General features: G+C 67.4%; 7 protein-coding genes. 6 read left to right on the top strand and 1 reads right to left on the bottom strand.

The features are described from left to right. From HUU95_RS04530 to HUU95_RS04555, 6 genes are all read left to right on the top strand, one after another. On the top strand, positions 1-528 hold a 528-nt coding region (locus HUU95_RS04530; RefSeq protein ID WP_174279017.1), incomplete at its 5' end, for a YceI family protein. Between the two features lie 4 nt (positions 529-532). Further along, complete coding sequence (locus HUU95_RS04535) at positions 533-1,138, top strand: cytochrome b (RefSeq protein WP_174279018.1); 606 nt, start codon at positions 533-535, stop codon at positions 1,136-1,138. A 194-nt stretch (positions 1,139-1,332) separates the two neighbouring features. After that, positions 1,333-3,873 carry a TonB-dependent receptor gene (locus HUU95_RS04540; RefSeq protein WP_174279019.1) on the top strand — a complete coding sequence of 847 codons (2,541 nt, stop codon included), beginning with the start codon at positions 1,333-1,335 and terminating at the stop codon, positions 3,871-3,873. 112 nt (positions 3,874-3,985) lie between these two features. Further along, positions 3,986-4,867, top strand: a complete 882-nt coding sequence (locus tag HUU95_RS04545) for an SDR family oxidoreductase (RefSeq protein WP_174279020.1) — start codon at positions 3,986-3,988, stop codon at positions 4,865-4,867. Between the two features lie 26 nt (positions 4,868-4,893). Then, positions 4,894-5,526 carry a hypothetical protein gene (locus HUU95_RS04550; protein ID WP_174279021.1) on the top strand — a complete coding sequence of 211 codons (633 nt, stop codon included), beginning with the start codon at positions 4,894-4,896 and terminating at the stop codon, positions 5,524-5,526. Continuing rightward, positions 5,523-5,882, top strand: coding sequence for a hypothetical protein (locus HUU95_RS04555; protein ID WP_174279022.1), 360 nt, complete (start codon positions 5,523-5,525; stop codon positions 5,880-5,882). Before HUU95_RS04550 ends, HUU95_RS04555 begins: the two co-directional genes overlap by 4 nt. A 59-nt stretch (positions 5,883-5,941) precedes the next feature. Here HUU95_RS04555 and HUU95_RS04560 read toward each other — a convergent pair. After that, the coding region (locus HUU95_RS04560) for an aldehyde dehydrogenase family protein (protein ID WP_174279023.1) at positions 5,942-7,235 on the bottom strand (1,294 nt) is incomplete at its 5' end.

Raw genomic sequence — 7,235 nt, forward strand, 5'->3', positions numbered from 1 at the left:
CTGGCGCCCGCCGCCGCCGCGCCGGCGATCGCGCCGGCCTGGGCGGTGAACATGGCCGCGTCGCACCTGCGCTTCCAGAGCAGCGTTGGCGGCGCGACGTTCACCGGCGCGTTCGCGCGCTGGCACGCCGATATCCGCTTCGATCCCAAGAACCTTCCCGGCTCGTCCGTGCTGGTGCGGGTCGACATGGCGTCGGCCAAGACCGGCAGCAGCGACCGCGACGAGGCGCTGCCCGGCGCCGACTGGTTCTCGATCGGCAAGTTCGCGCAGGCGAGCTACGCGGCGAAGAGCTTCAAGGATCTGGGTGGGGGCCGTTACCAGGCGCTCGGCACGCTGACGATGCGCGGCGTCGCGCGCCCGCTGGCACTGCCGTTCACCTTGCGGATCCAGGGCGACCAGGCGCGCATGACCGGCACGGCGATGATCGACCGGCACGTCTTCGGCGTCGGCCAGGGCCAGTTCGCCACCGCCGACACCGTGCCCTTCAACGTCCAGCTCGCGATCGACCTCGCGGCCAAGCGCGGCTGAGCCGGTGAGCGCCGCCGCCATCACCGACGCCTCCGGCCATGGGCGGCGTTACTCGCTGGGCGCCATCGGCTTCCACTGGCTGATCGCCGCGCTGATCATATACAACATCTATCTCGGCCTGCGCATGGACCGGATCACCGGGATGGACCGGTTCACGCTGTTTCAGCTGCACAAGTCGATCGGGATTACCGTGCTCGCGCTCAGCGTGCTGCGGCTCGGCTGGCGGCTGGCGCACCGGCCGCCCGCCTATCCGTCGACGATGAAACGGTGGGAGCGCGCCGCCGCCACCACGACGCATTGGACCTTCTATGGGCTGATGCTGGTCATGCCGCTGACCGGCTGGGTGATCGTGTCCGCCAGCCCCCTCAACCTGCCGACCCTGCTCTACAAGCTGATCCCGCTGCCCCATCTCGGCATCGTGCATGATCAGGCGATGCCCGTCCGGATGGCGATCGGGGACAAGGTGGCCACCACGCACATGCTGCTCGCCTATCTGTTCGGCGCCCTGATCCTGCTGCACGTCGCCGCGGCGCTCAAGCATCAGTTCGTCCAGCGCGACGGCGTGCTCTGGCGGATCGTGCCCGGTCGACCCGCGCGGATCGCCGCCTAAGCCAGGCGCGCGCTCGCTCGCGGTGATCCGCTCGCGCCGGAAATGGCCGGTTGCGATGTACGGAGTGATATCTACCGGCGCTATTCGCCATCTCCCGCGATCAAACTCCCCTCCGCTATTCAAGGCGGCAGTCGGTTCGGTCGCCCAAAGAGGCCCTTGTTGAAGAGGGCCCTGGGTTTGGAGAGGGGATTAGAATGCGTAAGTTGTTGCTTGCTGGTACCGCGATGGCCCTGGCGTTGGTTCCGGGGATGGCGCTGGCGCAGGATGCGGGCGCGCAGCAGCCCGTCGGCGCCGGCAACGTCCCCGCGGCTCAGGACTCGACCGGGCAGCCTCCGGTCGCCGCTGGCAATGCGGTCCCGTCGCAGCAGGCCTCGGGCATCCAGGACGGTTCGGCCACCGCCGATGCCACCGCGCAGACGCAGGCCTCGACCGGCATCCAGGACATCATCGTCACCGCGCAGCGCCGCGAGGAAAGCTCGCAAAAGGCGGCGATCGCGATCAGCGTGGTCGGTGGCGCCGGCCTCATCGGCGCGGGCATCGCGCAGCCGGAGCGGCTCAACCAGCTGGTGCCGGCGCTGACGATCGCCAATGTCGGACCGTCGGCGACGTCGTTCATCCGCGGCGTCGGCAACTTCTCGGTCTCGGTCACCAGCGATCCGGCCGTCGCGTTCAACTATGACGGCGTCTATATCGGCCGTTTGACTGCCACCTCGACCACCTTCTTCGATATCGACCGCGTCGAGGTGCTGAAGGGGCCGCAGGGCACGCTGTACGGCCGCAACGCGACGGCGGGCGCGATCAACGTCTTGCCCACCCAGCCCAAGATCGGCGAGCTGAGCGGCTATGGCACGATCTCCTACGGCAATTATCATGCGCTGGTCGGCGAAGCCGCGGTCAATCTGCCGATCGGCGACAACGGCGCGGTGCGGATCTCCGGCGTAATCAACGATCGCCACGGTTACGAGAGCGACGGCACGTCGGACGACAAGTCCGAGGGGCTGCGGCTGCAGGTGAAGGCGAAGCTGACCCCGGCGCTGACCGCGCGGCTGTCGTTCGACTATTCGCATCTGGGCGGCGCCGGGGCGGGCGCCAGCTACCTCAACACCTATGTCTGCGGGGCGGCGACGCCGACCACGCCGGGCCGCACGCCGCATTGCATCGTGACGCCCACCAACATCCCGCGCTCGGACGGCATCCTGTCGGCGCGGTCGCAGGCGTTCGAGACGTCACGCAACAGCGCCATCGCGGGCCGCAAATACGATCCGTTCCCCAGCCTGTATCAGGACAGCTCGTTCTACGGCTCGAACGCCGATATCGAGTATGACACGGGCGTCGGCACGCTCACGGTGATCCCGGCGGTCCGGTTCGATCACGTCGTCAACCGCAACGCGGGCGGCGGCTTCCCGATCGCCAACAACCAGAAGGACATCCAGTACAGCGTCGAGACGCGCTTCGCCGGCAAGGTCAACCTGTTCGACTATACGCTGGGCTTCTTCTACTACAACGAGGACGCCAAGCTCCAGGCGGGCACGGTGGCCAGCGCCACCAGCGAGAACTTCCAGGACCCGACGCAGGTCAAGACCGAGTCGTACGCGCCCTTCCTGCGCCTGACCGCCAATCTCACGAACCGGCTGCGCCTCGTCGGCGGCATCCGCTACACGCACGATCACAAGGACTTCCTCGCGCACGGCATCACCATCGCGGAGACGTGCAACGCGGGCTTCACCTGCCCGACCGCGATCCTGCCGCCGGCGATCACCTCGTTCTACGCGCTCCCCTTCGCCGTACCCGCCAACCAGAGCGCGACGCCCTCCATCCCGGTCCGCATCGCCGGGCCGACGCCGAACACCACGATCGCGCGCACCGACATCTTCTTCAACAACAAGCTCAGCAACGGGCACGCCACCTATCGCGGCGCGGTCGAGTTCGATCTGGCGCCGGCGTCGCTGCTCTATGCCAGCTACGAGACCGGCTTCCGCTCGGGCGGCTTCAACAACGCGGTGGGGCTGGAGACCTTCCAGCCGGAATATCTGGACGCGTTCACGGTCGGGTCGAAGAACCGCTTCTTCGACAACCGGGTCCAGCTCAACGTCGAGGCGTTCTACTGGAACTACAAGAACGAGCAGATCGCCCATGCGGCGGTCGACGCGCTGAACCGTCCCGGCAGCTACACGCAGAACATCGGCAAGTCCAAGATCAAGGGCGTCGAGGCCGAAGGCCGCGTGCTGGTGACGAAGACGACCGAGCTGACCGCCGACGTGCAGTATCTGGATGCCAAGGACAAGAGCTTCACCTATTCGACGCTCGGCTATCCTTATACGAACTGCGCGGTGTCGCCGTCGACGCTGCCGCCGCTGTTCGGTCTGGTCCCGTTCTTCAACGTGAACTGCGCCGGCCAGCGATCGTACAACGCGCCGAAATGGTCGGTGAACCTGGGCGGCTCGCAGACGGTGCCGCTTGGCGACTATAAGATCGTGTTCGGGGTCGACACGGCATACAAGACGAAGCGCTACACCTATTTCGACTACGCGACCGAACAGTTGCAGCCGTCGAGCTGGACCACGAATGCACAGGTCTCGTTCGGGCCCAAGGACGGCCATTTCTCGGTGCAGGGTTTCGTGCGCAACATCGAGAATGATCGCCTGCTGACGGCGCCGGTGGCGTTCGGCGGGGTGTTGACCTCGTTCACCACGCCGCCGCGCACCTATGGCGCCCGTCTGTCCGTCAAGTTCTGACGGTGACGTCGGTCGGGGCAGGCGGTCTCGACCGACGGACCTTGGCGGGTTCGCGCTGGATTTGCTATCCGAACAGGCCGACGCGACGTGTCGGTGGTTTCCGGAGACCGTGATGATCCTCGTCAACGCCGCCAATGGCCAGCAGGGCCGGCTGCTCGTGCCCAAGCTGTTGCAGCAGGGCCGGCAGCTTCGCGCCTGCGTCCGGTCCGAGCAATCCGCGGCGGCGCTGCGCGCGGCCGGCGTGACCGATGTCGTCGTCGGCGACATCGCCCAGCCCGAGGTGATCGCGCGGGCGATCGAGGGCGTCGACACGGTCTATCATGTCTGCCCGGGCATCGATCCGCGCGAGCGCGCGATGGGATTGGCCTGGATCGACGCGGCCAGGGCGGCGGGCGTCGGGCATTTCGTGTTCAGTTCGGTGCTCCACGCGATTCTCACCGATCTGGTGCAGCACGAGATCAAGCGCGACATCGAGGAGTATCTGATCTCGTCGGGGCTGGAATACACGATCCTCCAGCCCACCATCTACATGGCCCCGCGCCGCTTCACGCGCATCTTCGAAACGGGCGTGCTGCGGGCGGGCTGGTCGCTCGACCGTCATCAATCGCTGGTCGACATCGGCGACGTGACCGATGTCGCTGCGATGGTGCTGGTCGAGGGCGATCGCCACGCGGGCGCGACCTATGAGCTGGTCGGCGCGGGCCGCTACACCGCGCACGACATGGGCGCGATCATCGCCAAGGTGTTCGGCAAGCCGATCCGCGTCGAGCAGATCGGGCCCGACGCGTATCTGAAGGGCCTGTTCGGCGACCAGGATCTCAGCACCATGCCGCACGAGGCGGCCGTCGGCCGATCGCTCACCGACCGCTACAGCAGCCACGACTTCACCGGCAATCCCAACGTGCTCACCTGGCTGCTCGGCCGGCCGCCGACCAGTTTCGAGCAGTTCGTCGTCGCCCATCACGCCGCCATGACGGCGGCGTCACTAAGCTGAGCGAGTGCCGTCATGCGACCGATCGGATGTTTCCTTTCCTGCGCGGCGATCGTGGCCGTCACCGCATCGCCAATCTTCACCTCCTGTCCGGGAACAAGCCGATGACCGATCCCGCCGCCTCCCTGTCGCCGCGCGTCCCCGCGCTCGCGGCGCTGCTGTTCTTCATCCCGGTGGTGGTGTCGTTCGCGGTCGCGCCCGGCATGTGGTGGATCAACTATCCAGGTATCCTGTTCCACCTGGCGATCTTCCTGCTGGTCTCGAAGCTGGACGCACCGGAGTGGGCGAGGGCGGCGGGCTATGGCTGGATCCTGCTCGACGTGACGACCGGCGTCATGACAATGGGCAACGTCGCGCACAACATCGCCTATTTCGAGCGTTACGGTGGCCATATCTTCGCCGGCATCTGGTTCGTCACCGTGTCGTTGCCCGGCTCGCGCGCGGTCAGGATCACCGGCGTGCTCGCGGGCGCGCTCCTGTTTTCCTACAGTTTCGTCACCCGCTTCGTGCCCGCGGTGGCGCTGAGCGCGACCTCGCCGCTCATCCTGATCTGGCTCGGGCTCGTCGCCTGGCAGAATGGCGTGCGTCGGGTAACGGCGTCACGGTCGACGGCGGCGCTGGGCGCCACCCAGGCCCCGGCCCTTGCGGGAGATCGTCTGTGAAGCTCGTCCTGGCGTCGCTCCTGCTCGCCCCGCTGTCACCCGTCGTCGCGCAACAGGCGGCGCCTGCCGCAGGGCCGGTCACCTATGGTCCGGGTCACAAGCTGTGCAGCGACTGGTCGGCCGCCGAGACCAAGGCCGATCCGTCGGAATATATGGCCAACCGGTTCTTCGTGGCGGGCGTGATGTCGGCCTATAACATCTATGTGTCGCCGCCCGGTTTCGACATCGGTCGAGGCCTGACGCCCGACGACATGAAGAGCTTCATGCATGGCGAGTGCGCCGCGCATCCGGCCGAGACGATCGCGACCGCCGCGACCGCGTTCGTGGCGATGATGAAGGCGCGGCAGGGCAAATAGGGCGCGACCACCCGGCGCGAGCGGCTCGCGCCGGGTCGTCGGGTCAGGAGGTCGCCGGGTCAGGCGGTCATCTTGATCGAGATGCCCTTGATGTGCATGAATTTGAGCAGGCCCTCGACGCCGAAATCCTTGCCGAAGCCGGATTTCTTGTAGCCACCCACCGGCGCGATGATGTCGTTGACGCCGAACTGGTTGACCCAGACCGATCCGGCCTTGATCGCCTTGCTCGCCCGCATCGCCGTCGCCAGATCGCGCGTGTAGAGCGCGGCGCCGAGCCCGTAATCGCAATGCTCGGCCAGCTCCAGCGCCTCGTCCAGGCCCTCGAACGGCTGGATGGCGAGCACCGGGCCGAACACTTCCTGCTCGATGATCGGATTGTCCACGGCCAGCTTGTCGACCAGCGTGGGCTCGAAATAATAGCCGTCGCGATCGGCGATCGCGGCGCCGCCGGTCAGGATCTCGGCGCCGGCGTCGACGCCCTTGCCCAGAATGTTCGTGATCCGGTCGCGCTGCTTCAACGACAGGATCGGCGCCAGCGTCGTCCGCTTCGACCAGGTCGGCCCCGCGACCGTGCCGCCGACGCGCTGGCCGACCTTCTCGATCATCTCGTCCGCGACGCCGCGCGCGACCACCAGCCTCGTCCCGGCATAGCAGATCTGGCCGGCGTTGCGCACCACCGAGCTGGCGATGATGCCCGCCGCCGCGTCCAGATCGGCGTCGGCGAACACGATCTGCGGCCCCTTGCCGCCCATTTCCAGCGAGACCGGCTTGGGCCCCGACAGCGCGGCGTCGGCCATCACCTGCCGGCCCGTCGCGGTCGAGCCGGTGAAGGCGACATAGTCGACCTGCGGATGGGTGACGAGGGCATGACCCGTCTCGGGGCCGGTGCCGACCAAGACGGCGAGCTGGTCGGCGGGCAGGCCGGCCTCGATCGCCAGCTGCGCGACCCGCTTCATCGAATAAGAGGTGAACTCGGACGGCTTGAGCAGTACCGCGTTGCCCGCCGCCAGCGCCGGCGCGATCTTCGTCGTCGCGAGCAGCATCGGCACGTTCCACGGCGAGATGCAGGCGACGACGCCATAGGGCTCGCGCACGCCCAAGCTCCAGACATCGGCAGCCGACGCGTAGACCTCGCCCTCGATCTTGTCGATCAACTCGCCATAATAGCGGATGATCGCGACCGTCACCGGGATGTCGCGGGTGGCGACCTCCGTCGCGAGGCGCGTCGACACCAGCGATTCCAGCTCGACCAACTCGTCGGCATGCGCCGCGACCAGATCGGCCCAGCGGCGGAACACCTGCGCGCGCTGCCGCGGCGGCGCGTCGGCCCAGGCGCCCGATGCATGCGCGCGG

The organism is Sphingomonas bacterium, assembly GCF_903643065.1.
GTDB lineage: Bacteria > Pseudomonadota > Alphaproteobacteria > Sphingomonadales > Sphingomonadaceae > Sphingomonas.